The 23,364-nt window shown below is 62.6% G+C and carries 14 protein-coding genes; 1 reads left to right on the top strand and 13 read right to left on the bottom strand.

Annotated elements, in window-relative coordinates; genetic code table 11:
- Position 1 precedes the first annotated feature (1 nt).
- From CK498_RS19270 to CK498_RS19240, 7 genes are all read right to left on the bottom strand, one after another.
- Entirely contained in the window at positions 2 to 9,892 is a 9,891-nt protein-coding gene (locus CK498_RS19270) for a non-ribosomal peptide synthetase (protein ID WP_095622477.1), read from the bottom strand.
- A gap of 39 nt (positions 9,893 to 9,931) precedes the next feature.
- Entirely contained in the window at positions 9,932 to 10,939 is a 1,008-nt protein-coding gene (locus CK498_RS19265; RefSeq protein ID WP_095622476.1) for a TauD/TfdA family dioxygenase, read from the bottom strand.
- Positions 10,912 to 11,649, bottom strand: coding sequence for a 4'-phosphopantetheinyl transferase family protein (locus tag CK498_RS19260; RefSeq protein ID WP_095622475.1), 738 nt, complete (start codon positions 11,647 to 11,649; stop codon positions 10,912 to 10,914). The genes CK498_RS19265 and CK498_RS19260 overlap by 28 nt, the downstream gene beginning before the upstream one ends.
- Positions 11,627 to 12,367: a thioesterase II family protein gene (locus CK498_RS19255; RefSeq protein ID WP_095622474.1), complete on the bottom strand. Its 741-nt coding sequence runs from the start codon at positions 12,365 to 12,367 to the stop codon at positions 11,627 to 11,629. Before CK498_RS19255 ends, CK498_RS19260 begins: the two co-directional genes overlap by 23 nt.
- 4 nt (positions 12,368 to 12,371) lie before the next feature.
- Positions 12,372 to 12,602, bottom strand: a complete 231-nt coding sequence (locus tag CK498_RS19250; protein WP_095622541.1) for an MbtH family protein — start codon at positions 12,600 to 12,602, stop codon at positions 12,372 to 12,374.
- A gap of 146 nt (positions 12,603 to 12,748) precedes the next feature.
- The gene (locus tag CK498_RS19245) at positions 12,749 to 12,949 is read right to left on the bottom strand and encodes a FecR/PupR family sigma factor regulator (RefSeq protein ID WP_095622473.1); all 201 of its coding nucleotides are present in this window, start codon (positions 12,947 to 12,949) and stop codon (positions 12,749 to 12,751) included.
- Positions 12,950 to 13,042: 93 nt separating this feature from the next.
- The gene (locus tag CK498_RS19240; RefSeq protein WP_095622472.1) at positions 13,043 to 13,552 is read right to left on the bottom strand and encodes a sigma-70 family RNA polymerase sigma factor; all 510 of its coding nucleotides are present in this window, start codon (positions 13,550 to 13,552) and stop codon (positions 13,043 to 13,045) included.
- A 215-nt stretch (positions 13,553 to 13,767) separates the two neighbouring features.
- On the opposite strand from CK498_RS19240, the gene CK498_RS19235 reads away from it, so the two are divergent.
- The gene (locus CK498_RS19235) at positions 13,768 to 14,166 is read left to right on the top strand and encodes a DUF6746 family protein (protein WP_229359146.1); all 399 of its coding nucleotides are present in this window, start codon (positions 13,768 to 13,770) and stop codon (positions 14,164 to 14,166) included.
- Positions 14,167 to 14,256: 90 nt separating this feature from the next.
- Here CK498_RS19235 and CK498_RS19230 read toward each other — a convergent pair whose 3' ends face one another.
- The 6 genes from CK498_RS19230 to CK498_RS19205 form a co-directional block, all read right to left on the bottom strand.
- Positions 14,257 to 16,323 (bottom strand): TonB-dependent siderophore receptor, encoded by a 2,067-nt coding sequence (locus tag CK498_RS19230; RefSeq protein WP_095622471.1) that lies wholly within the window; start codon positions 16,321 to 16,323, stop codon positions 14,257 to 14,259.
- A gap of 138 nt (positions 16,324 to 16,461) precedes the next feature.
- On the bottom strand, positions 16,462 to 17,328 hold the full coding sequence (gene purU / locus CK498_RS19225) for a formyltetrahydrofolate deformylase (RefSeq protein WP_095622470.1): 867 nt from the start codon (positions 17,326 to 17,328) through the stop codon (positions 16,462 to 16,464).
- 321 nt (positions 17,329 to 17,649) lie between these two features.
- A complete protein-coding gene (locus CK498_RS19220; RefSeq protein WP_095622469.1) occupies positions 17,650 to 18,303 on the bottom strand; it encodes a sarcosine oxidase subunit gamma in 654 nt (217 codons plus the stop codon).
- Entirely contained in the window at positions 18,296 to 21,343 is a 3,048-nt protein-coding gene (locus CK498_RS19215) for a sarcosine oxidase subunit alpha family protein (protein WP_095622468.1), read from the bottom strand. The genes CK498_RS19220 and CK498_RS19215 overlap by 8 nt, the downstream gene beginning before the upstream one ends.
- Entirely contained in the window at positions 21,340 to 21,681 is a 342-nt protein-coding gene (locus tag CK498_RS19210) for a sarcosine oxidase subunit delta (RefSeq protein ID WP_095622467.1), read from the bottom strand. The genes CK498_RS19215 and CK498_RS19210 overlap by 4 nt, the downstream gene beginning before the upstream one ends.
- Before the next feature lie 299 nt (positions 21,682 to 21,980).
- A complete protein-coding gene (locus CK498_RS19205) occupies positions 21,981 to 23,231 on the bottom strand; it encodes a sarcosine oxidase subunit beta family protein (RefSeq protein WP_095622466.1) in 1,251 nt (416 codons plus the stop codon).
- Between the last annotated feature and the right edge of the window lie 133 nt (positions 23,232 to 23,364).

The raw sequence follows: 23,364 nt of genomic DNA, 5'->3' as shown, positions 1-23,364 counted from the left end.
CTCAGCTCTCCATTCCATCTAGTAGCGCTGCCATCTTTTCGAGCTGTACGCTCTCGTGCTCTTCCGCACCTCCCCTGCTTTCCTGAATAGGCTCACACATAGAGGCCAATGTAGCGTGTTCGAAATAGCTGCGGAGAGGGAGACGTATATCGAAATGTTCTTCTACTCTAGCTTGTACCTTTAGTGCCAACAGCGAGTGCCCCCCTAACTCGAAGAAGTTGTCGTGACGCCCTACCTGCTCGACACCCAGCACCTCACTCCAAATCGCCGCCAGCGCCTCTTCCGTTTCACCTTGGGGCGGAACGTATTGCGAACGACTGGTGAAGTCAGGCTCGGGCAATGCCTTGCGGTCCACCTTACCGTTGGGCGTTAGTGGCAAAGCATCGAGCATCATCACCACACTTGGCACCATATAGTCCGGCAATACCTGCCCCAGACGTTCGCGTAGCTCGGTCGCATCAATCGATTCATATGCCTGAGCGACCGTATAAGCTACCAACCTGGCTCCTCCCGGCCCTTCCTGGGTCACCACAACCGCTTCTCGTATTACATCGAACTCCACCAACCGAGACTCTATTTCACCCAACTCAATGCGCTGGCCCCGTATTTTTACCTGTTGATCGGTGCGCCCGATGTATTCAAGCGCCCCATCGGTGCGATAGCGGGCCAGATCGCCTGTCCGGTAAAGCCGCTCCCCAGGCACCTCGGCAAACGGGTTGGGCACAAAGCGCTCCGATGTCAGCGTCGGCTGATTCAGGTAACCCCGCCCAACACCGACACCAGCGACATATAGCTCGCCGCTCACCCCCACAGGTAATAGGTTTAATTGACTGTCGAGAACGAGTAGTTGGGTGTTATCAGCCGGCTGGCCGATCGGCACCACGGCGGAGTACCCGTCATCGCCGCTTCGCAGCAAGTGCAGGGATACATCATCGGCACATTCTGCAGGGCCATAGGCATTGACCAATGGGATCGTCGGGTAGCGTGCAAACCATTGGCGCACTAGCTCAGACGTGGAGGCTTCGCCCGTGGGCAGCAGCCAGCGCAGTGCTGGCAGGTCGACTGAGGCAGTATTCAACATCCCCTGGATCACGGCAGGTACGCTTTGCAGTACCGTGACGCCGTTGTCGCGCACATAAGGGAGCAACGCACTGGGGTCGCGTGCAATCTCATCAGGCACGATCTCGATACAGGCTCCACACAACAGCCCCGCCAGAGTTTGCCAGACGGAGATATCGAAACTCAGCGCGGCCGTTTGCGCGATGACATCGCGGGGCGACAGATCCAGATAGGGAATCTTGCTCAATTGGTTGTTGAGCATGCCACGCTGGCTGACCACCACGCCCTTAGGTTCACCGGTCGAACCTGAGGTATAGATGACGTAGGCGGCCTGATCGGGGTGCACCGGGATGGCGACATCGCCCTTCGGATCTTCTGCCGCGGCGAGTTCCTCGAACACGAACATCCGTGGTGGGCTGGGCATGGATTCAAGCACAGCTTCGAGACGCGATGTTTGCTCAGCAGTGGCAACAAGAACCGATGCATGGCTGGACGCCAGTATCGCGGCGATACGCTGATCCGGAAGCCGATGATCCAGCGCCAGATACGCCCCGCCGGCCTTGAACGTGCCCAGGATCATGCTCGGCAACGCCAGGCCGCGTTCGGCATGCAGCGCCACGACATCATCCTTCTTCACGCCGGCTTGCCGCAGCGCCTGGGCAATGCGATTGGAGGTGTCCTCTAGCTGATCATAAGTGAGAGAGTCTCCCTGATGGCGAACGGCAACTTGGCGTGGATGCTTTCGTACCTGCTCACGGAACAGGTCGATATAACCTCGCTCAAAGGGATAAGCAATCGACTGCCCTCTAGATTGCGTCCGCTGTATTTCCATCTCATTAACAGGCAATACGTCCAATTCATGATAGGGAGCATCAGGCCTGTCAATAATGTGCAAGAGAATTTGACGGAAGCCCGAGAGCAGCCTCTCGACCTTGGAATCGTCAAACTTCCGAGCGTCATAGGAGAGCTGCAGCATCAATTGCTCGCCAGGCACCACCACTACGGTCAAGGGGTAATTGGTGTGGGTGCGGTTGCCCTTGATAGACACATGAAGATCATGGATTTTCTCCGTTATGCTGGCATCTATCGGCGCATTTTCGAATACAAAGAGGCTATCGAATAGACTGCGTCTTTGTGACTGCTCTCCCAACGATTGAATTTCGACTAACGGTAGATGCTCGTATTGACGCATCTCCAGGTTTTTCGCCAATAGCCCATGCAGCCAATCAAGGACAGATGTTTGAGGTGCTGGGGCTGACACACGCAGAGGGATAGTGTTGATGAACAATCCCATCGTCTCCTGTATGCCCTCCAGTTCTAGCGGACGCCCAGCTACTGTCACGCCGAATAGAATGTCATCCACCAGAGAAAGCCGCCCTAACAGCAGAGCCCATGCTCCTTGCACGATCGTATTGACCGTCAATTGGTGCTGTCGGGCAACGCTCTGTAGCTTTGCACTCTCATCGTGGGAGAGCGAGGAGAACACATCAGCCACCGTGGCAACACTTTCGTTCGAACCGTGCTGTTTAAGATAAGGAATCGGCGTTACCTCATCGAAACCTTCAAGCTCATGTTGCCAATAGCTGCGTAGCACATTGGCATCCTGCTGCTGCAACCAAGCGATAAAATCACGATACGGCCTTGGTTGCGTCAACTCACGACTCGTCCCGAGACGATAGGCATCGTAATAGTGGAAAAAATCGCTGAGCAACAGGGAACGGCACCAAGCATCCATCAGAATATGATGAAAACTCTGCACGACGTAGAACAGATTCTCCGCCAGTTGAATAAGGCGTACCTTTAGCAATGGTGGCCGTTCCATGTCAAAGCCATCATCAAGCTCCTGACGCAATAGCACCGACAAACGACGATCGGCCTCATCCTCGTCTATACCGCGCCAATCGATATATTCCACTGGTGAAGAGGCTTGCCGATACACCACTTGCAACTGCATCTCTTCGGTGCGCCAAACAAACCCTGTACGTAGCACCTCATACCGTTCGACGACTCGCTGCCAGGCTTTCTCGAAAGCATTGACATCAATGGGCGAAGCAAACCGGTAGCGATCCTGCATCATGTACATACCCGCGCCCGGATTGAGCAGAGTATGCAATAGCAGACCTTGCTGCATCGGCGCCAACGGGTAGATGTCCTCAACATTGGCGGCATCCAACCTCAAGCCGTCAAGCTGCTCTTGACTTAGCCCCGCCAGTGGGAAGTCCGAAGGTGTAACACCACGAACGCCACTAGCACAGTGCTCGATCAGTGCCTCTAGCTGCACTTGGAAGCTTGCTCGCAAGGCATGTATCTCTGCCTCGCTGTGAATCTCACGACTGTAATGCCAGTGAAAGCGCAGTTGGCCCTCTTGAACCCAGGCCACCACCTCAATCCAGGTACGGCGCTCACTTTGCGCCGCGCGGGGCTGCCCGGCGCTCTCTTTGGCGAGCCGCCAGGCCCCATCGCCCTGCAGGGAGCGGTCAAACTGGCCTAGATAATTGAAGGTGACCTGGGGGTAGGCACCGCCGACCAGCGCGGGTTCCTCTTTCAAATAACGCAGCACGCCGTAGCCAAGCCCCTTGTCGGGCACCTGGCGAAGCTGCTCCTTGATGGCTTTGAGGCTCGAGCCCGGTTCGGTACTGCCCGGCGTCAAACGCACAGGGTAGAGCGAGGTGAACCAACCCACGCTGCGACTGAGATCGATACCGTCGAACAGGTCTTCGCGACCATGGCCTTCCAGCTCGATCAGTACGCTGTCTCGCCCAGCCCATTGGCATAGGGCGCTCGACAGCGCAGTGAGGAGCAGATCATCCACCTGGGTGCGGTAGGCTTTATGCACCGGCCCCAGCAGTTGCGTGGTTGCATCAATCGATAAGCTGCCAGCCAGCGATGCGGTATCGGCAACGCTGTTGCTGCCCTGGGAATTCCGTGCCGGTAGGCTGGGTTCTGGCGCTTTGACGAGGCCTTCCCAATAGGGGCGTTGCTCAGCCAAGGCTTCCGACGTGGCGTAGTCGGCCAGGGCGCGCGCCCACTCATCTAGCGAGGTGGTTGCCGGTGGTAGGTCGATCGCATTCCCTGAACTTAACTGCGTGTAAGCCGCTTGCAGGTCGTCGAGAATCACGCGCCACGAGACGCCGTCGACCACCAGGTGGTGAGCCACGAGCAGCAGTCGCCCGCTGCGCTCGCCTCCCAGTTCCATCCAGATGGCACGGAACGGCCGCTCCAGACTCAGGCTGCGCTGCGCAGCATCGGCGGCCTGAGTGATGGCCTGCGCCGGATCAGCATGATCGCTCAGGTCGAGGTGCTCGAAGAGATCATCGGCTAGCTTGCCATAGGCTTGTTGCCAGCTATCGCCAATGCGCTCAAAGCGCAGCCGCAAGGCACCATGGTGATCTACCACTGCCTCAATGGCGCGCCTTAGCCGCGCGGCATCTAAATCACTGGCCGCTTCCAGCATCAATGACTGATTCCAGTGGTGTGACTCGGCGAAGTTCTGCTCGAAGAACCAGCGCTGTACCGGCAGCAGTGCGAAGGGCGCCACCTTATCGGGCGCAGTTGCTTGTTTAGGGGCCGCAGTAGACAAGGGCGTGGCCATCGCCGCCACGGCGGCCACGGTCTGCCCTTCCATCAACTGTTTGGGCGTTACCTTGTAGCCACGCTTGCGCGAGCGCGCGACGATCTGCAAGCTGAGGATGGAGTCGCCACCCAGCTCGAAGAAGTTGTCGTTGCGCCCTACCTGCTCGCAGCCGATCACCTCGGCCCAGACCGCGGCCAACGCCTCCTCTGCTTCTCCCTGGGGCGCTTCGAAGGCTTTACCACCATCGGCTTGTACTGGCTCGGGCAGCGCCTTGCGATCCAGCTTGCCATTGGCGGTCAGCGGCAAGGCATCCAGTCGTACCATGGCACTGGGCACCATATAGTCCGGCACGCGATCGCCCAGCTGCGCGAGTAACGCGGCGTCATCGAGGTCGCTCCCGGCTGCCATCACCACGTAGGCATACAGTTGCGCACGGCCTTCCTCGCTTTCCCGCGCGATCACTTCGGCTTCCAAGACACCCGACTGGTCGCGCAGCAGGGCAGCGATCTCGCTCGGCTCCACCCGATAGCCGCGAATCTTGACCTGCTCGTCCACTCGGCCCAAGAACTCCAGGCTACCGTCGGCCAGGTGGCGCACACGGTCACCGCTGCGATAGAGCCGTTCCCCCGCATGGAAGGGGCTGGCGACGAAACGTTCCGCCGTTTGCCCCAGCCGCTGTAGATAGCCTTGCGCTAGCCCTGGACCACCCAAATAGAGCTCGCCGGCAACGCCCTTCGGCACCGGGTTGAGCCAGGGGTCGAGCACCCAGGCCTGAGCGTTGGCCAACGGTTTGCCGATCGGCAGCGTGCTGGCAGCTCGATCGGCCATGTCGGCTTGCTGGGTGAGAATGCCTACCGTGGTTTCCGTGGGGCCGTAGTGATTGAGCACCCGGCAGGTTGGCTTGAGTTCGGCGATACGCGCCAGTAGCGCCCAGTCGGTCGCTTCGCCGCCCAGAATCAGGTGCTCGTGCGGAAGTACATCGGCCGGGTTGGCGGCACTCAGCAGTGCCCGCAGGTGGCTCGGTACGATCTTCAGCACATCCACCTGCTGTTCCCGCATATAAGCCGCAAAGGCATCCGGGTCGAAGGCGCACTCGGGGGAAATGAGGTGCAAGGTGCGCCCGGTGCACAAGGCACCAAACAGCACTGTATGCCCAAGATCAGCCGCTACCGTCGACACCATCGCCATGTTGCGGGCATCCTCTGGTAGCGCCAGCGCCTCCAGAACGCCCTGCACGTAGTTGGCCAGGGCAGCGTGACTGACCGCCACCCCTTTGGGCTTGCCCGTGGAGCCAGAGGTATAGATCACATAAGCGGTCTGCTGGGGATGTATGACGGGTAGTTCAGGCCCAATAGAGGCCGGTTTATCGTCGGTAAACGCCAGCGCCATGACCGGAACGTCACCGTTCCAATCGCAAGCTGTGCTGCTCAACATTAAGCGAGCGCCGCTGTCAGCCAGTTGATAGGCCAAGCGCTCGCTCGGCAGCTGTGGGTCCAACGGCACGAAGGCCCCGCCCGCTTTGAGTACGGCGAGGATACCCAGTACGTACTCGCACGAACGCTCGGCGTGGATGGCAACACGCACCTCGGAACCAACGCCTTTTGCAATTAGTGCCTGTGCCAGACGCTGGGCTTGGGCATCCAGGCTGGCGTAGGTATAGCGGTATTGCCCGTCATCTACGGCTAACTCATCAGCATGAGCTGCCACCGCTTTCGACAGCAGGGTGGGTATATCCTGAGCAAGAAATTCGCTTTGGTTGCCTTCCAGCACGGAGATAGGCTCGGGTAGCGCCAGCATCTCCGTTTGAGACTGCGGATCAGCGACGACCTGCTCAGCCAGGCACCGGAATGCATGACAGAAACGCTCGATCGTAGCGGCATCGAACAGCTCTGCGGAGTAGGCGAATAGACCTGCTATTCCCTCTGGCTCGTCACAAAAATCGAGACTCAGATCGAAATGGGCAATGCCCGTGAATACCTGCTCCGCTTGGACGGTCAGGCCAGCCACATGGCGCTCCGCCTGCCACATTTCCTGCTGAGTACACTTCACCTGAAATAGCGGATGTACCCCTGGTTGCCGTTCGAGCTGTAGCGCCTCCACCACTTGATCGAAGGGGACATCCTGATGCAGCTGTGCATCTATCAGGGTGGCATTCACCTCCGCCAGCAGTCGTTCGAAATTCGCGGTGGGATCTACCTGGGTGCGAAGCACGACGACATTGATAAGGTAGCCAATCAAGCCCTGGAGTTCGGGTTTACGCCGATTGGCAATTGGTGCCCCGACCTTGATATCCGTCTCACCGCTAAAGCGATACAGCGTCAGCTTCAATAGCGCCAAGATCACGGCGTAGAGCGAGACGTTGCGCTCGCGGGCTAAGCGACGTAGCTGCTCGCTAATCTCAGGGGAAAACGCAAAGCGCAGCTGTCCTTCACTGGGTGTGGATAGTGCTTGCCGCGGTCGATCCAAGGGCAACGCTAGCGGGGGATGATCGCCGGCTAACCGTTCGCACCAATGGGCCAATTGGCTCTTGCGCTCATCGGCTTGGTGCTGTTGTTGCCACACGGCATAATCGGCAAACTGCACTGGCAGAGGCACAAGCGCAGCATCACGCTGTGTATGAGCGCTCTCATAAAGGGCACATAGCTCATCGATCAGCACCCGAACCGATAACCCGTCGCCAGCGATGTGGTGCAGCACGACAGCCAGTACGTGGTGCTCTGGGGACAGTCGACAGAGGGTGACGGTCAAGGGCGGCTCTTGATCCAGCGCAAAAGGTTGCCGCGCCAGCCTGGAGAGAGCGGCATGCAATGCCATCTCCCGCTCCTCCGTGGCATCACCAGATATTTCGATGCAGGGCAACCCAGGTTGCCAGTCCTGCGCTAGACGCTGAACAGGCTCTCCCGCACTACTTGTGGGGTAGTAGGTACGTAGAATGTCATGGCGTTGCACGAGAGCTTCCAGCGCAGCCTCCAACGCCGGCAGGTCCAGCCTTCCCTTGAGATGCAGTGCCCCCGCCATGTTGTAGCCAGCGCTCTGGGGATCGAGTTGCCATGTCAGCCATAAGCTACGTTGACCTTCCGACAGCGGTAGGTCGCCTTGACGCTGATCATCGTCAAGACGGGGGATGGCCAGCGCCCGTTGATCCGATGAGGCCGTCAGACTCGCTTCGATGGCCCTGGCCATGGCAGACAACTGGGGCTGCTCGAACAGCACATTCAACGATAACTCGATGCCCCAGCGCTCACTGATACGTCCCGCCAGTTGCACCGCCGCAAGTGAGTTACCTCCGCTGGCGAAGAAGTGGGCATCGCTTGCCAACGGCTTGTCGTCGTCAATCTTCAATACCTGGCGCCAGAGCGTTGCCAGGGTGCGCTGTGTTTCACTCTCGATCGAGGTTGCTGTCGTAGTGGTTTCGGCAGCGTGCCCAAGCGCTGCCGGGCCATCGGGTGGGTCTCCTTCCTCGCCATCGTCGCTACCGCTGACGAAGTGGCCGAAGGCGTGAATGGCGTAGGCATCCAGGCTGCCGGCCTCCCAGTCCTGGCGGCAGGCACTGCGCTGCAGCTTGCCGCTGGTGGTCTTGGGCAGGCCGCCGGGATTGAGCAGTACGGCAACTGCCAGGGGCTCGTGGCAGGCGGTTCCCACCGCCTCGCTCAGGGCATCGATCAGCTTATCGGCGGGCACCAGCTTCTGCATGCCATAGGAGACTTCCGCCGCCACGCCGATCCCTTCATCCCCCTCCGGCGTGGTGACGGCAAAGGCCGCTACCCGCCCCTTGCGCACCGCTTCCACCTCGGCTTCGATAGCGCACTCGATGTCCTGGGGGTAGACGTTATGGCCGCGCAGGATGATCAGGTCCTTGATACGCCCGGCAATGTACAGCTGCCCGTCATGCAGGAAGCCCAGGTCGCCGGTGCGCAACCAGCGCCCCACACTGCCGTCGGCGTCTTGCTGACCGTCAGCGGATTGCCAACTCACCCCATCGCGGCTAACGAAGGTGTGTGCCGTTGCCGCGCTGTTCTGCCAATAGCCCAAGGCCACGCTGGGCCCATGCACCCAGATCTCACCCACCTCGCCCGCCGGCAGGGAGTGGTGGCCCTGGGGGTCGACGATATCGATGGCGTGGTCGGGTGGCGGCGTACCGCAGCCTACCAGGGTGTTGCCCTCCGCCGCGGGGCTGGCTTGCCCCTGCGCCAGCGACGACTGGGAAAACGGCGTGCCCACCACGCCAGTACCGCGTGGGTTGCACGTTACCAGCAGCGTGACTTCGGCCAGCCCATAGCAGGGGGCAGCCGTGTCGGCGGCGAAACCCGCCGGGCGGAAGCGCTCGATGAAGCCGGTAAGGGTCGCGTGGCGCACCGGCTCGGCGCCCGAGAACGCCACCCGCCAGCTGGAGAGATCCAGCGCGGCGAGCTGGTCGTCGCGAATGCGCTCGAGGCATAGGCGGTAGGCGAAGTCGGGTCCGCCACTGACGGTTCCACGGTGGCGGGAGATCGCCTCCAGCCAGCGCACCGGGCGCTGCAGAAAGAAGGTCGGGCTCATCAGTACGGCGGGAATGCCGCGATAGATGGGTTGCAGCAGGCCGCCGATCAGGCCCATGTCGTGATACAGCGGCAGCCAGCTGACGAAGACATCATCGGCACCGATCGAGAACCCCGAGGCAATGGCCCGCTCATTGGCCATCAGGTTGCCATGGCTGACCATCACCCCCTTGGGCGTGGCCGTGGAGCCCGAGGTGTATTGCAGGAAGGCCACGTCGCCCCGCTGCGGGCGATGCTCGCGCCACTGGTCGGCGCGGGACTCGTCCACGCCATCCACCGGGATCAGCTCGGTGCTACCGAAGCCCTCGCCGGCCGATGCCAGTACCTCGATGATCGCCGCCGAGGTCAGCACGCAGGCGGCCTGGGAGTCGGCGGCGATGGCCAGCAGGCGTGCCAGGTGCTGCTGTTTGGCCGATTCCGGGGGGAACACCGGCACGGCGATCACCCCGGCATACAGGCAGGCGAAGAACGCCACCACGTAGTGCTCGTCGTTGTCGAGCAGGATCAGGGCACGCTCGCCCGCCGGGAACCGCTGCTGGAGCTCGCTGGCCAGGGTACGCGAACGCCGCTCCAGGGTGGCGTAGTCGAGGGTGATCTCGCCTTGGGCGCTGACCACGATCAAGGCACTGTCGGTGGGCCGCTCGCTGGCCAGCCTTGACAGGTGCTCGACGAAGTCACGGGGGTGATCGGTGCTGGGTGCGGCGGGGTGTGCTGCGTTCATATGCGTACCTACTGGATATTCAGGCCCGGGGATGACGTATCAAAAGGTGGTGTTGGCGAGGTTGCCGTGGCCTTCCGCCATGGCCACCACGACCTTGCGCGGCCCCTTGAAAGGTGTGCGTGCGTGGGCGACCAGCATGTTGTCGAGCATCAGCACATCGCCCGCCTGCCAGGGGAAGATCACGGTCTCTGCGTCCAATACGCCGCGAATCTCATCGAAGATGGCGTCGTCGATGGGGCTGCCGTCGGCGAAGAAGACGTTGCGCGGCATGTCTTCGGGGTCGAGCAGCTCTTCCAGCGATTCACGCACTTCCGGCTGCAGGTTGGAGACGTGAAACAGGTGGCCCTGGTTGAACCACACCCGCTCACCGGTGACGGGATGGGTTTCCATGCTCTGGCACAGTTGGGTGGTACGCAGGTCGCCATCCGGCTTCCATTCACAGCGAATACCTGCGCGACGGCAGAATGCCTCCACTTCGCTGCGCTCTTCCGTGTTGAAGACCTGCTGCCAGGGCATATCGAAGTCGCCGTAGTTGCGCACATAGAGAATGCCGGGCTCGAAGCGCTCGCGGATCTCGGCAGGCATGCGGCGGTAGATGGCGCGGCTGTCGGCAATCGGCGTTTCGCCGCCCTCCGGCGACGCGGTGACGCAGTGGAACCAGATCTTCATCGGCCACTCGCGGGTGTAGGCCTGCTCGTTGTGCAGCGGGATATGCTGGTGGGCGGGATATTCGGTGGAGGTATAGATGCCTGACGAAACGGCTGAGCGTGGCGTCGATGCGAACTCATAGCTAAGCAGTGGATGCCCAAAGGCGGCGGCAAACTGCTGAAAAGCGTCGACCGAGGGCACCTGGAAGCCACGCAGCAGCACCCCGCCAAACCGTGTCACCAGCGCCTCGATATCGGCACGCAGTTCGCCGAAGGCTTCCAATAACGGTTGGTTCTCGTACGCCGGGGAGATCAGAGTGGGCAGCTCCGACCCCACAGGCGCCTTGCGCTCGAATGCTTCCGCGGCGTGTTTCACTGGTGTTGTGCCATTGCTGTGCATGGCTGGCCTCCTAAAGAGTGTGTGCTGAAGGGTTCGCTCGCCGTCCTGTCGGCACAGGCCAGCGCGGCGGTATAGCCTGCCGGCGCGCTGATCGCCCAGGCTTCCAGGGGTGGGGCGGCCAAGCGGTAATCGAGCCGGTAGGCGTTGCGCTGGCCAGACGAGAGGAAGACCGACAGCGCCGGTAGATGCTCGGCGATCCCCACGCCCAAGGCCTTGAGCGTTGCCTCCTTCACGACCCAGCGCTCGATCAGGGGCAGGACCGCTTGGCCACCGCTGTGCTCGGCCCGCTCGCTCGGCGATAGAAGCAGGTCGTACAGCGCTTCGAGCTCGGCGTCGTTATGCTGCCGCTCGATGTCGACCCCCACCGCACCGCTGGGCGCCAGTGCAATGAGGGCAACGTTGCCGGCATGCGAGACGTTGAACGCCGGCCCCTCGACACCAGCCAGTAGCGGCTTGCCGTGGGCGTTCTCGCTGAACGCTAGCTCGTCGGCCGCCACGCCGATTCGCTCCGCCAGCAGCCGCCGCAGTGCCGCACGGGTGGCGACGGCACGCACACGATCCGCCAGGTGGCGAAAGCGCCTGGCCCTCGCCTGCTCCTCGTGGCTGAGCAGCCGCCAGGCATCTGGTGCCGGCTCCCTGCCGGTATCCAGCAGCAACTGCCAGACCTCCAGCTCCGTGGGCACCGATTCAGCCAACGGCAGGCGCTGCATGGGGCACCTCCGCTAGCCGTGAACTCAGCGAGCGCTCGATGGCCGCCAGCACTTGCGGCTCCTGCTGACGCAGGAAGAAGTGCCCGCCCTCGAACCAGTCCAGAGAGAAGGCCCCGCCCGCCTCACGTCGCCATGCCTCCAGGCGTTCGCTTTCGATGTCGTCATCACGTCCGGCGAAGACCTGCAGCGGATAGTCGAGCGGTGGCCTGCCGCGATAGCGGAAACCGCGGCACAGGCGGTAGTCCGCCGCCAGCACGTCGAGGGTGAGGCGCAGCAGCTCGGGACTTGCGAATACCTCCTCGGGGGTGCCGCCCTGCTGATGCAGGTCGGCGACCAGGGCCTCGTCGTTGTCGAGCCCGGCGAAGCGCTGCGGATCGCGCATCGAGGGCGCCGGGCTCCCCGAGGCGAACAGCATCCGCGGCTGGGGGCGCCCCACATCGCGCAGGCGCAGCGCCATGCCGTGGGCCAGCAGCGCGCCCATGCTGTGCCCGAACAGGGCAAAGTCGCCGCGCATGCGCGTCGCCTGCTCCTCGCACAGGCGCACCACCAGGGTCTCGAAATCCTTGATGAACGGCTCGCCCAGGCGCTCGCCCCGCCCCGGCAGTTCGATAGGGTGAACCTCGATCCACGCCGGCAAGTGGCGCTTCCAGCGCAGGTACATGGTGGCGCTAGCCCCGGCGCAGGGCAGGCAGAGCAGCTTCATCCGTCGGGGATGCATCTGCCTACTCCGCTTCAGCCGTGGCTTGTTGCTCCATCCACTTGCGCAGCGAGAGCGGCCGCATGTCGGTCCAGGTCTTTTCCACGTAGTCGAGGCAGGTCTGCTTGTCGCCGAGTATGCCGGTATCTTTCCAGCCGGCGGGAATCGCCTTCCACTCGGGCCACAGGGAGTACTGCTCTTCGTGGTTGACCAGGACGCGGAACACCCCGTCTTCGCGATCGAAACAACTCGTCATGACGCTTACCTCGTCGGTGCATGGGTCTTTTCGAAGCATGCTATTGCTTCTCATTTACCATGACGAACGAGGGGCGAAAGAATTTAAGCCAAGCGCTGGCTCATAGACGAAAGGAGGGAAGAGAACGTAGAAGAGAGATGAGAACGTTACTTGTCTTTGGGGGGTAGCAGCCCGGTCAGCGTCCAGAGGCGCTCGGCCTCGCGGAAGGCGTCACGGTGTGTCGGCGACGCCGCCAACCAGGCATGTAGCTCCCGATGCCCGGCATCGTCGAGTTCACCATCGTGCATGCGCATCAACCAGTCGAGGGCTGCCTGCCACTCGGCATCATTGCCGTTTTCGTTGTTCATTGTCGTCTTGCCCTGCGGGATGTATCGCAAGCCTCATGGATCTAGCCAGTCACTCGAATAGTAACAAAAAGCAACTGTGAGTCGACCTGCGTATCAATCGTTGAGTAGCGCACTGCGGCAGTGGCTTAATGCATCGCGTATCATGAAGTTGACCAGCGTGGTCGAAACCCCTAGCTGCTCAGCCACCTCACGCTGGGTATAGCCGCCCATCCGATAAAGTTCGAAGGCCCGGCGTGTCCTGCTTGGCAAAGCCTCCATGGCCTTCGACACCAGCCGCAACTCCTCCCGGCCTATTTCTATTCTCTCCGGTGTCGTGTAGGAGACGCCCTGCCCCTCCTCACTCTCACCGGCAAAGAGGCCGGTTTCAAGCGCACGACGCCGATAGCGATCGATGGCCAGGCAGCGTGCCACCCGAAAGGCATAGGCCGATGGCTGCGTGATGGCAAGGGTCGCCCCTGCCTCCCTGACCTTGAGATAGGCATCGTGCACGACATCTTCTGCCAGTTCGCGATTGGACAATATTTTAAGTACCGAATTGAATATTCTTATTCTGTCTTTTACGAAGATCTCTTCGACCTGACTCAACGGCTTGGACTGTCGCATACCCGGCCTCCTGCCAGTTGACACACAACGCCAAGCATACTAATACGAATTTTTATCATTTTCATTACCAGCTTTCTCTTGTCGTTCTAGCATCCTTGTCCAAACGCACAGGATCGACGCAGCGCCTGTTAGCGGCTGGCTTGCCGGGTGTCAGCGCGAGTGATATCCTCTCATTCGCGTTTGATAATCATACGCAACTGCAAGGGAGTTCACTCATGATCAAGACACGCACAGCATGGCTTCCGCTTGGCGGCCTACCCTGCCTGGCAGTGTGGCTGGCCCTGGCCATGCCTGGATTGGCGCTAGCCGACGAACGCGTTGAGCACTTCTCGGGTAAGCCCGCAGAGACCCTGGAGCAGGCCGTCGCCAACTTATCTGAATACAACCGCAAGCTAGAGGCGCTGCTGGAGGGTGAGCTGAGCCCCCAGGAGATGGGCCAGGTGCATGAACTGACCTATACCCTGGAAAACGCGCTGGAGAAGATCAACGCCGACTTGGCAGCCCTGGCCGACACGCTGGAGGAGGTGCATATCGCCTCGGAAACCCAGGACGTGGAAGGCGTAAGACAGCACGGCGAGGTTTATTTGGCCGAGTCGCGCAAGATCATCGACTGACTCAGCGTTCGAGGTCTCGCGAACTCGGACGTGGCTTACTGTTGACAGGATGCTTGGCCAGGGACGGCCAAGATCCTGTCTTTTTCGTGCCTACCAGCGATAGCTCAAGCTGCCGATGACGCTGCGCGACTCACCGTAATAGCACCAGAAATCGCAACTGGCGACATACGTTTCGTCAGTGATGTTGTTGACGTTGAGCTGGGCGGTCCAGTTGCGGTTGAAGTCGTAACTCGCCATGGCATCTCCCACCGTGTAGTCGGCTACGGTGATATCGCCATCCACTGTCTCACCTGCGTGGCGGACCCCCACCCCGACATTCAAGCCATCCAGGGCCGTTCCCTGGAAGTCATAGTTCAGCCAGGCAGAGGCCATATGCCGGGGGATCAGTGCCGCCCGATTGTCGTCGGCATCACGCGCATCGGTGTAGGTATAGGCCGCGGTCAGCCTGAGTGCGTCCGTGAGATAACCTACCCCCTCGAGTTCGAATCCACGTGAGGTGCGCTCGCCCTCCTGCGTCTGGTAACCACCGGGAGCCGTGGCAAAGGAGTTCGACTCCTTGATATCGAAGATCGCCGCTGTCACATAACCGTCCCAATTGAACGGCGCGTACTTGACGCCCAACTCCCACTGTTCACCTTCGATTTCCTCGAAGATGGCACCATCGGGGTTGGTCTGCGCTGCCGGGCGGAAGGATTCCGTATAGCTGATGTAGGGATTCAGGCCGTTATCGCCAAGGTACATGACGCCACCGGACCAGGAGGTCGCGGACTGGGTTTCATCCACCGTGTTGTTATCGAGTTCGGACTCGTTGCGTACATCGGCAGTGTCGTGGCGAACGGCGCCAAGCAGTACCCAGCGGTCGTCGATACGCAACTGGTTCTGTGCATAGAGCCCCAGCTGCTCCTTGTCGATCTTGCGACGAGTCAACTGATCGCTGGGTACTGGTGCAATGCCTCCCTGGGGATTGAAGATATCGACACTGTCGTAGAAGTAGTTGTCGAATTCCCTGCCATCCAGTGTCAGGTCCTGGTAGTCCACCCCGAGTAATAGCGTGTTTTCCGTGCGGTCGCTATACCATTTGCCGACCATGCGGTTGTCGACGGTGATGCTATCGATCTCGCCGTCGCGCTGCAGATGACCGCGAAATGCCGTCTGGCCATCACCGGTTCCCATCATCATATAGGTACTGCGCAGATCCAGGTCGAGATGGCTATAGCGGAAATTCTGCTCGAATCTCCACGTGTCGTTGAAGGCATGCTCGAACTCGTATCCAACCGCCGCCTGGGTACGCTCGTCCTTGTCGTAACCGGGGGCTCCGTAGTTGGTCTGAGGATCCACCCTGCCAAACGGCGTATCCTGAACCGTGCCATAGGCCAGCTTGAAGGGATTGACGGGAATTCCGTCATCTTTCTGGACGCTGGCAAGCACGGTCAACCGGGTGTCGTCGGAGATATCCCACTCAAGACTGGGCGCAAAGTAGTAGCGCTCGTTCTCGGTATCATTCAGGTCGCCGTCACGCTCCTTGTATAGACCGACGAAGCGATAGCGCACATCGCCAGCTGCGGTGAGCGGGCCCGAGGTATCGATACCCACCTGACGATGATTCCTGTTGCCTGCCTGGATGTTGATCTCGCCCCGCTGCTCGGCAGTTGGCCGCTTGCTGACGGCATTGATCAGGCCACCGGACGGTGCCTCGCCGTAGAGAATCGACGAGGGCCCTTTGAAGAGTTCGATACGATCCAGCCCATAGGGCTCTGGCAACCATTGATAAAATCCCTCGCGGTAAATCCGCAGACCATCCTGATAGGTTGCCTGATCGAAGCCGCGGACCTTGAACCAGTCGGTGTTGTTATCCGAGCCGTAATGGCCTGACAAAACGCCGGAGCGGTAGCGGAAGGTCTCGTCGAGCTGCTGCACGTTGCGCTCTTCGAGCTCATCACGCTCGACGATGGAGACCGGACGCGGCGTCTCGACCAGCGGCGTCGCCACCTTCAAGGCGGTGCCCGTCACCACCATGGTGTCTTGGGTCTCGATATCGTCTTGGGCCTGGAGGCCCAGGGACGTAGTGGCCAGCAAGCCAGATAGCGACAGCGCGGCAGCACGCCGAATCGCCACGCTCAGGGGAGCTGGCGCAGGGCAGTAGGGATTATGGGACATGGGAGCGTCTCGTTATGGGAGCGGAGCGACGGATGATGCCGGCAATAGCGCCAGCGAAGCTAAATTGTAAGAATTATCGTTTAGCTTAGCAATAAACCTTCGCTGCGCGCCTCGCTCGCCGCTCCCCCGAAAGCACCCTCAGCGCGCGAACACCACCGTGCGCTTGTCGTTAAGAAACACCCGGCGCTCGAGGTGGTAGGCCACCGCCCGGGCCAGGGTCAGGCACTCGATGTCGCGGCCCTTGGCGACCAGGTCCTCGGGGGTGTCGGCGTGGGTCACCGGCTCCACACCCTGGGTGATGATCGGCCCTTCGTCGAGGTCGTCGTTGATGTAGTGGGCGGTGGCACCGACCAGCTTGACGCCCTTGGCATGGGCCTGGTGGTAAGGCTTGGCGCCCTTGAAGCCGGGCAGCAGCGAGTGGTGGATATTGATCGCCTTGCCCGCCAGCTTCTCGCTCATCTCGCTGGAGAGTACCTGCATGTAGCGCGCCAGGATGACCAGCTCGGCGCCGCTCTCCTCGATCACCTGCCACACCTGGGCCTCCTGCTCGGGCTTGGTCTCCGGGGTGATGGGGAGATGGTAGTAGGGCAGGTCGTGCCAGGCGGCCAGCGGCTCGAGGTCCGGGTGGTTGGAGACCACCGCGCGAATCTCGATCGGCAACTGGCCGGTGCGGTAGCGATAGAGCAGGTCGTTGAGGCAGTGGTCGGCCTTGGAGACCATGATCACCACCGGCGTGAGCTGGCCCGGCGAGGCCAGCTCGAAGGTCATGTCGAACTCGGCGGCGCGGGCGGCGAAGTCGGCCTGGAAGGCATCGGCGTCGAACCCTGCTGCCTCGGGGAAGAAGGCGGTACGAATGAAGAAGCGCTCGCTGAGGCGATCATCGAAGGACTGCTGCTCGGTGATATAGCAGCGCTGCTCCTTGAGAAAGCGGGTGACCACGTCCACGGTGCCCAGGCGGCTGGGGCACTGGGCGGCGAGGATCCAGGTATCTGAAGAGTGATTCATTGGGGCTCCTTGATGGGCATCCCTTCCGTAGACGGTTTGCTTGAGCATGCCGGTTGTCGCTTAATATTGACCATCAAGCAAGGCTATTGCAGGTAGGCAGCACCGCTCGGGACTGATCCGTCGACAGGCCTACGAGGAGGCGCTGTGAACCCTTCCCTGGGCGCTACCTTGCGCCATCCATGGCGCAAACCTCCTCTTCGACCTGTCCCCGGCGTCCCTCGCTTACGAGGCTGCGGCGCTCCTCTTCGACCTGCCCCCGGCGTCCTTCGCTTAAGAGGCAGCGGCGATCACCCTGGGCAATCAAGACCTTCGCGTTGGCTGTTACCGCTCGACGCCGATGGCATACTCCTCGCCGGCATCCAGCAGCCAGCGGTAGCAGTAGTCGGCGAAGCTTCTACGCACCACCAGCTCCCAGCGCGTCTCGCCGCTACGGCGCACGATGGCGGTGGCCTTGGCGAACACCGTGTTCACCCCCTTGCCCACCGCGAAGTGGCTCGGGTCGACGTCGTAGACCACCGACTTCATCAACAGCTCGGGCACCGCCTCGCCCTCCAGCGTCAGCAGCGTCTGGCCACCGCTGACGTCGACGATGGCGAAGCTAGCGTCAGCGAGACGCTCGCGCAGGCGCCGCTCCACCGCGAAGGCTTCGCCGCCGGGGACGATCAGCAACCACTCGTCCGGCGACAGCCACTGGATCGAGCGCTCGCCGCTGGCGTCCCAGCTCAGGGTATTGGGGCGGCCCGGCAAGCCGGTATCCAGCACCTCGCGCAGTGCTTCGTCGAGCACGATGGCGCCGCCGCGCAGGATCAGGTGGCCAAGGAAGGCCTGCTCGCGCAGAACGACCCGGCTGGCGGCGCTGGGGGCCGGCGCGCCGCTGCGCTGCAGGGAATAGGCCAGCGGCGACTCGACTGCCACGCTGGCGTGGTCGGCGCGGGAATCAAACAGGTTCACTCGGCTCAGCGCTGAATCAGACATGCTGACGCTCTCCCTTGGGATCGATGAAGATCGTGCTGGTGATCTCGGCTTCATGGACGCTGCCGTCGGCCATTGGCAGGTAGACGCTTTCGCCCATGCGCTGCTGGCCACCCTTGACCACCGCCAGCGCAAAGCCGCTGTCGAGGGTCGGGCTGTAGTAGCTCGAGGTGACATGGCCGACCATCGGCATGGGGATGGCGTGGTTGGGATCGAAGACGATCTGCGCCCCCTCCTCCAGCACCACCTTGGGATCCTTGGGCCGTAGGCCGACCAGCTGCTTGCGGTCGCTGCGGGCGGTGTCGCTGCGCGTCAGAGCGCGCTTGCCGATCCACGAGAACGGCTTGTCGTAGCCCACGCACCACTGCATGCCGAGGTCTTCCGGGGTCACCGAGCCGTCGGTGTCCTGGCCGACGATGATGAAGCCCTTCTCAGCGCGCAGCACGTGCATGGTCTCGGTGCCGTAGGGCGTCAGGTCGTACTTCTTGCCGTGCTCGAACAGCGCCTTCCAGACGTGCATGGCGTAGTGGGCCTGAACGTTGATCTCGAAGGTCAGCTCGCCGGTAAAGGAGATGCGGAAGACCCGCGCCGGCACCCCGGCCACCGTGCCCTCGCGCCAGTCCATGAACTTGAAGCTGTCGCGGTCCAGGTCGATATCGTCGGTGAGCTCGGCGAGCAGCGCCCGCGACTTGGGCCCGGTGACGGTCATGGTCGCCCAGTGGTCGGTCACCGAGGTAAAGGTGACGTCGAGCTCCGGCCACTCGGTCTGGTGCCACAACTCCAGCCACTCGAGGATCGCCGCGGCGCCGCCGGTGGTGGTGGTCATCACGAAGTGATTGTCGGCCAGGCAGCTGGTCACGCCGTCGTCGGTGACCATGCCATCGTCCTTGCACATCAGGCCGTAGCGGCACTTGCCGACCGCCAGCTTCTCCCACTTGTTGGTGTAGATGCGCGCCAGGAACTCCCGGGCATCCGGGCCCTGAATATCGATCTTGCCCAGCGTCGAGGCGTCGAGGATACCCACCCCTTCGCGCACCGCACGACACTCGCGGGCCACCGCCTCGTGCATGCTCTCCTGCTTGCCGCCCTGCTTGCGGGGATAGTACCAGGGGCGCTTCCACTGGCCGACGTCCTCGAACTCGGCGCCATTCTCCACGTGCCACTGGTGCAGCGCGGTATAGCGCTCCGGGTCGAACAGCGCGCCGCAGTGGCGACCGACGATGGCGCCGAAGGTCACCGGGGTGTAGTTGGGCCGGAACACCGTGGTGCCCACCTCGGGGATGGTGCGCTCGAGGCAGCGCGCCGCAATGGCCATGCCGTTGATATTGCCGAGCTTGCCCTGGTCGGTGCCGAAGCCCATGGCGGTATAGCGCTTGACGTGCTCGATGGACTCGAAGCCCTCGCGGGTGGCGAGCTCGATGGCCGCGGCGGTGACGTCGTTCTGCAGATCGACGAATTGCTTGGGCGCGCGCAACGTGGGCTTCTCATGGGGCACCTGGTAGAGCGCACAGGCCGGCGACTCGCTGATCGCCTGGCAAGCCGGCAGCGCTATCTCGGCGGCCTCGCCGCGGGTCGCCGCGGCGGCCCGCGAGCCTACCGCCACGCCATCGGCCAGCACTTCGCCCAGGGCATAGATGCCGTGGGCCGCGCCACTGGCCAGAACGCCGTCGACCAGGGTCGGTACGAAGCCGAGAATGTCGTCATTCCAGGTCGGCCGCGCGCCGGTGTGGGAGGCGAGGTGGATCACCGGGCTGTAGCCGCCGGAGCTGGCCACGCAGTCGCAGGCCAGGGTCTCGGCCGGGCCGGCAACGCGAAAGCCGTCGATATCGATCTTGGCCACCCGCGCCGCCGAGACGCGGTTCGCGCCCTTGGCCTCGATCACCGCGCTGCCGGTGATCACCCGAATGCCGCGCTCGCGGGCCGCGCCGACCAGGTCACCGTCCGGCGCCTCGCGGGCGTCGACGATGGCCACGACCTCGCGACCGGCGTCGTGCCAGTCGAGGGCCGCACGGTAGGCGTAGTCGTTGCTGACGGAGAGCACCAGCTTGTTGCCCGGCACCACGCCGTAGCGGCGGATATAGGTCGAGACGGCGCCGGCCACCAGATTGCCCGGCACGTCGTTGCCGGCATACACCAGCGGCCGCTCGTGGGCGCCGGTGGCCAGGATCACCTGCCCGGCACGCACCCGATGCATGCGTGCCCGGCTCTGGCGTGCGCCCTGGGCGGTACGCGGCGCACTGTCGGCAAGGTGCTCGGTGCGCCGCTCGTGGAGGGTGACGAAGTTGTGGTCGTGATAGCCGTTGGCGGTGGTGCGCGGCAGCAGGGTGACATTGGCCAACCCACTCAGCTCATCCAGCACCTCGGCCGCCCACTCAGCGGCGGGCTTGCCGTCCAGGCTCTCGCGGCTATCCAGCAGCGAGCCGCCCATCTCTTCCTGCTCGTCGGCGAGGATCACGCGCACGCCGCTACGCGCCGCGGCCAGGGCGGCAGCGAGGCCCGCCGGGCCGGCACCGATCACCAGCACCTCGCAGTGGCGGTTGAGGTGGTCGTAGATATCTGGGTCGGCCTCGGCGGGGCTGCGCCCCAGCCCGGCGCTCTTGCGGATGTACTTTTCGTAGGTCATCCACATCGAGGCCGGGGCCATGAAGGTCTTGTAGTAGAAGCCCGGCGGCATGAACTTGCCGCCGACCTTGCCGACTAGCCCCATCAGGTCCTTCTGCACGCTGGGCCAGCCGTTGGTGCTACGCGCCACCAGGCCGTCGTAGAGCGCCTGCTGGGTGGCGCGCACGTTGGGCACCTGGGCGGCCTCGCTGGCGCCCAACTGGACCACGGCATTGGGCTCCTCAGCGCCGGCGGCGACGATGCCCCGCGGCCGCGAGTACTTGAAGCTACGATTGACGATATCGACGCCGTTGGCGAGCAGTGCCGAGGCCAGAGTATCGCCGTGGTAGCCCTGGTAGGTCTGGCCGTTGAAGGTGAAACCGAGTGGCCGGCTGCGATCGATGCGCCCGCCCTGGGCGAGGCGCTGTACTTGCTGGTTCATGCACGGACTCCTTGGCGGACATCAGCAGTGGAGGCGGCCGCTTCGCCGGCCGAAGGCTCAGCGGTGACGCTGGGCTGCTCGCCGATCTTGTAGGTCTCGAGGATCGCGTAGCTCACGGTGTGCCGGGTGACGTTGAAGAACTTGCGACAGCCGACGGCGTGCACCCACATTTCGTGGTGGATGCCGCGCGGGTTGTCGCGGAAAAACAGGTAGTCGCCCCACTCTTCATCGGAGCAGGCCTCGGGGTCGGCAGGACGGACGATATGCGCCTGGCCCTTGGGGTGGAACTCCTCTTCTTCACGGAGCTCCTCGCAGTAGGGGCAGTAGATCTGAAACATGGTGGTTCTCCTGAAGCCGCGCATCGACACTGCGCCGCATCTGTCATTGTCTTCTGGCTCGAGACCGCCACCTCGCGAAGGGATGCACGAGCACGCCGTCCATCCATCTCCGAGGGCTCACAGAGCTGTCGCAACTTGCTGCAGCGCTCGGAACTGATCCGTCGACAGGCCTGCAAGGAGGCGCTGTAAACCCGTCCCTGGGCGCTACCTTGCGCCATCCATGGCGCAAACCTCCTCTTCGGCCTGTCCCCGGCGTTCCTCGCTCAGAGGCAACTGCAATCATCTCTATGCCGGCTCGATTAGTGCGCCACGCCAGCAGCGCCGTGTTCGTCCACCAGCGCTCCGGTATGGAAGCGGTCGATGGAGAACGGCGCGGCGATGGGGTGCATCTCGCCCTTGGCCAGGCTGGCGGCGAACACATGCCCCGAGCCAGGCGTCGCCTTGAAACCGCCGGTGCCCCAGCCGCAGTTGAAGAACAGGCCCTTGACCGGCGTCTTCGACAAGATCGGACAGGCGTCCGGGCAGGTGTCGACGATGCCGCCCCACTGGCGGTTCATGCGCACCCGCGAGAAGATCGGGAACATCTCGACGATGGCCTGCAGGGTGTGCTCCACGGTGGGGAAGCTGCCGCGCTGGCCGTAGCCGTTGTAGCCGTCGATGCCGGCACCGATCACCAGGTCGCCCTTGTCCGACTGGCTGATATAGCCGTGGACGTGGTTGGACATCACCACGGTGTCGAGGATCGGCTTGAGCGGCTCGGAGACCAGCGCCTGCAGCGGATGCGACTCCAGCGGCAGCCGGAAGCCGGCCATCTTGGCCAGTACCCCGGAGTTGCCGGCGGTGACGCAGCCGATGGTCTTGGCCTCGATATCGCCGCGGTTGGTGTGCACGCCGTAGACCTGGCCGTCGCGGATCTTGAAGCCGGTCACCTCGGTGTTCTGCAGCAGGTCGACGCCCAGCGCATCGGCGGCGCGGGCGTAGCCCCAGGCCACCGCATCATGGCGCGCCACCCCGGCCCGCGGCTGCCAGGAGGCGCCCATCACCGGATAGCGCGCGCGCTTGGAGCAGTCGAGGATCGGCACGATCTGCTGTACGCCGTCGGCGTCGAGCACTTCACTGTCGATGCCGTTGAGGCGGTTGGCGTTGACCCGGCGCTGGATGTCACGCATGTCCTGCAGGGTGTGGCCGAGGTTGAGCACGCCGCGCTGGGAGAACATCACATTGTAGTTGATGTCCTGGGAGAGCCCTTCCCACAGCTTCATGGAGTGTTCGTAGAGCGCCGCCGCCTCGTCCCACAGGTAGTTGGAGCGCACGATGGTGGTGTTGCGCGCGGTGTTGCCGCCGCCCAGCCAGCCCTTCTCGACCACGGCGACATTGGTGATGCCGTGCTCCTTGGCCAGGTAGTAGGCGGTGGCCAGGCCGTGGCCGCCGCCGCCGACGATGATCACGTCGTACTGCTTCTTGGGCGTCGGGTTGCGCCACTGGCGCTCCCAGTGCTCATGGTGGCTCAGCGCGTGCTTGACCAGGCCGAAGCCGGAATAGCGTTGCATGGACGACTCCTGCGGGATGGCTGCGCCGGGCGCAGTTTCAAGGTGGTGAACGACATCATCACTGCCGACGATGGTAAGAGCCGTGCGCTGCGGCGAACTACTCGCCAGCGTCATGCCAGGTCGCATTTGCGAC

This window comes from Halomonas salipaludis (assembly GCF_002286975.1).
GTDB lineage: Bacteria > Pseudomonadota > Gammaproteobacteria > Pseudomonadales > Halomonadaceae > Franzmannia > Franzmannia salipaludis.
This window is presented reverse-complemented; position numbering and strand designations above follow the sequence as displayed.

Coding starts and splice junctions, on each gene's coding strand:
- CK498_RS19235 (WP_229359146.1), top strand. CDS start 13,768: ATGATCAAGACACGCACAGCATGGCTTCCGCTTGGCGGCCTACCCTGC.
- CK498_RS19250 (WP_095622541.1), bottom strand. CDS start 12,602: ATGACGAGTTGTTTCGATCGCGAAGACGGGGTGTTCCGCGTCCTGGTC.
- CK498_RS19215 (WP_095622468.1), bottom strand. CDS start 21,343: ATGAACCAGCAAGTACAGCGCCTCGCCCAGGGCGGGCGCATCGATCGC.
- CK498_RS19205 (WP_095622466.1), bottom strand. CDS start 23,231: ATGCAACGCTATTCCGGCTTCGGCCTGGTCAAGCACGCGCTGAGCCAC.
- CK498_RS19240 (WP_095622472.1), bottom strand. CDS start 13,552: ATGCGACAGTCCAAGCCGTTGAGTCAGGTCGAAGAGATCTTCGTAAAA.
- purU (WP_095622470.1), bottom strand. CDS start 17,328: ATGAATCACTCTTCAGATACCTGGATCCTCGCCGCCCAGTGCCCCAGC.
- CK498_RS19245 (WP_095622473.1), bottom strand. CDS start 12,949: ATGAACAACGAAAACGGCAATGATGCCGAGTGGCAGGCAGCCCTCGAC.
- CK498_RS19260 (WP_095622475.1), bottom strand. CDS start 11,649: ATGCAGCGCCTGCCGTTGGCTGAATCGGTGCCCACGGAGCTGGAGGTC.
- CK498_RS19220 (WP_095622469.1), bottom strand. CDS start 18,303: ATGTCTGATTCAGCGCTGAGCCGAGTGAACCTGTTTGATTCCCGCGCC.
- CK498_RS19230 (WP_095622471.1), bottom strand. CDS start 16,323: ATGTCCCATAATCCCTACTGCCCTGCGCCAGCTCCCCTGAGCGTGGCG.
- CK498_RS19265 (WP_095622476.1), bottom strand. CDS start 10,939: ATGCACAGCAATGGCACAACACCAGTGAAACACGCCGCGGAAGCATTC.
- CK498_RS19270 (WP_095622477.1), bottom strand. CDS start 9,892: ATGAACGCAGCACACCCCGCCGCACCCAGCACCGATCACCCCCGTGAC.
- CK498_RS19210 (WP_095622467.1), bottom strand. CDS start 21,681: ATGTTTCAGATCTACTGCCCCTACTGCGAGGAGCTCCGTGAAGAAGAG.
- CK498_RS19255 (WP_095622474.1), bottom strand. CDS start 12,367: ATGCATCCCCGACGGATGAAGCTGCTCTGCCTGCCCTGCGCCGGGGCT.